Annotated in this window: 2 protein-coding genes; both read right to left on the bottom strand. The window is 35.8% G+C overall.

Translation table 11 applies throughout. The features are described 5' to 3' along the window. Positions 1–65 precede the first annotated feature (65 nt). A complete protein-coding gene (istB, locus tag JOC94_RS22510; RefSeq protein WP_064467641.1) occupies positions 66–785 on the bottom strand; it encodes an IS21-like element helper ATPase IstB in 720 nt (239 codons plus the stop codon). Continuing rightward, positions 785–2284, bottom strand: coding sequence for an IS21 family transposase (istA, locus tag JOC94_RS22505; RefSeq protein ID WP_077112926.1), 1500 nt, complete (start codon positions 2282–2284; stop codon positions 785–787). The genes istB and istA overlap by 1 nt, the downstream gene beginning before the upstream one ends. Positions 2285–2436 lie beyond the last annotated feature (152 nt).

Below are 2436 nucleotides of genomic sequence, written 5' to 3'. Positions count from 1 at the left end.
TGTATTTGGCAAGTAAAAAATGTATGAAATGGCATTTAAAAATGCATGCCACTTGTCGCCTCCAATTATTGCTGTATTAATGATTCTTTATAACGAAAACTCTCACCGTTAAAAAGTAGTAAATGTGAATGATGAATAAGTCGATCAATCACAGCCTCTGTTAATATTGGATCCCCAAAAACATGATTCCATTGTCCAAATTGAAGGTTGGTAGTAATCACCAAGCTTTTGTTTTCATAACACATAGATATCACCTGAAACAATAACTCTGCACCTTCTTTGTGAAGAGGAATATAGCCTAGTTCATCTAATATAAGTAAATCCAGTCTTTCAAGCTGTTTAATCAGCCTGGGGAGGGAACCATTTTGGTTCGCCTCTATTAATTTATTTGCTAAAGATGCCAACGTAAAGAACTTCACTTTGGTGCCATACCTATGTATGGCATTTAAGCTAATTAATGTTGCCAAATAAGTTTTCCCTGTGCCGACTCCACCATATAAAATCAGATTTTCCTTTTCATGAATAAATTCCCCTTGGAGGATCTTATCACGATCAATCCCTTGAGGGATTTGAATATGTTCCCATTGAAAAGGTTGGTCGCCTGTCTTTGGTAATTGTGCTTGCTTTAGTAATAAGTTCACTTTTCTTTCCTCTCTATTTTCAACCTCCCTTTCAAATAATTGAAGAAGATAGTCATAATTATTTTCAGCTTTAATTTCATGGTAATGCTCTCTTATCCAACTTAACTTCAAGCGTTTGGCATGTGCTTCAATTTGCTCTTTCATCAAGATACACCTCCGCTTTGAAGTAAAGAATCATAATGAGAAAGCCCTCTGGTTGCCGCAGGCATAGTTGGTAGATTAATAGCTGGACTTATCTCCTTATATGTATTGCTTTGATTTATTACAGTGTAAAAACAATGCTTGATTTGATCCGTACTTGGATGGCCATGAGATGAAGCCATCGTAAGAGCTTCATTGAGTAATGAAAAATCATCATTCTTTAAAAGTTCTCCTAATAGGCGTAAAGCATTTTTTTGTTCTTCTTCTGTACAGTTCTTTAAATAGTCCGTCCAAATAGATGGAAACTGGTTGTAAATACTTGAATATTTTATAGCTCTTGGTCGTTTGGACAATAAATCTAGATAAGGCTGCCAAATCATAGATTTCCGCCTTACACCATAGAGTCTGGTGTGTTTGGCAATCACTTCGTTATCTTCGTTCAAAATGGCAATTTCATTATAAGTAATACGGACTCTAATTTTTTGTTGCGCAAACCTTGGAGATGTCGAATATTGTTTTGTATCTACATTGACGATTCCATATTTGTCTGATTTCAATTCCTCATATCGAGCACATTCAAATCCCTTTTCAGGCAACATAAGAAAGCTATTTAAATCCTCTTCAAACAATTTTGACTGAAGGATCTTTTTATCGTAATGTAGTCGATCACGATCTTTTTCTGCCATTTCCCATAATGTTTCATTGAAATGATCAACGTTTATAATCCTATTTTCCGGTAATAAAAAGTTGTTTCTTACATATTTCACCATGGCTTCTACATGGCCTTTTTCATTGCCTTTACCTGGATTACAAAACTCATACTGAAAACCAAAGTGTAATACAAAGCGTTCAAATGTATCTGTTAATTCACGTTCCCCTTTAGAAAATATTTTGTTCACTGCAGGGGATAAATTATCAAATCGTATCGTCTTCGGAACCCCGCCCATATGTTGAAACATCCGTTGTAAACCTTCCAATAAGCATTCTGTATTTTCCGAAGGAAAAACTTGAAAATAAAAGCTATTACTATACGGAAACGACATCACTAAGTACGGTAAATCGATCGTTTCTGAATCATAGTTAAATGGCCCAGTTCCAAAGTCAACTTGAGCTGTACCTGGTATAGATTCAAGAGGTAAGGCTGCTTCTGTCATCGATTCCTTTAATTCCTTTTTTCTTTTGGATACATAATCGCGTACAGTGCGGTCTGACCCTGTAAAGCTATGAAAATCTCTTAATTGCTCATACATTTTTTTAGCTGTTCTCTGATACTTCTTTTTCTTCTTTAAATCTTCTTTAATCCACTTATCTATAATGGGCTTAACTGGCTCCATTACCCGTGCTTTTCGTTTTTGCTTTTTCTTTCTTTTGAACTCTTCCTGATTTGCATACTTACTAACTGTACGTGGGTCAACTTCCATTCTCCTTGCCACATCGGCATAGGATTCACCTTTTTGATTTACCTCATGTCTGATATAATCAATTTGTGCCACTGCTAACATCTCCTAATAACCTCCTGTCGAACGTTGTTGGTCCAACGAGGAGTTTAAAGTTATTTGGAGGAGTTGGCAAGTGGCGTATTTAATTTATGTATGCCCTACGGGCCATACATAAATTAAATGCCAATCCCTACATTATTAGTTTGCCATAAACA

The sequence above is a fragment of the Siminovitchia thermophila genome (assembly GCF_016909185.1).
GTDB classification, from domain to species: Bacteria; Bacillota; Bacilli; order Bacillales; family Bacillaceae_C; genus Siminovitchia; species Siminovitchia thermophila.
Note: the sequence above shows the minus strand (reverse complement) of the source record. Positions and strands in the feature narration are given on the sequence as shown.

Coding starts and splice junctions, on each gene's coding strand:
- istB (WP_064467641.1), bottom strand. CDS start 785: ATGAAAGAGCAAATTGAAGCACATGCCAAACGCTTGAAGTTAAGTTGG.
- istA (WP_077112926.1), bottom strand. CDS start 2,284: ATGTTAGCAGTGGCACAAATTGATTATATCAGACATGAGGTAAATCAA.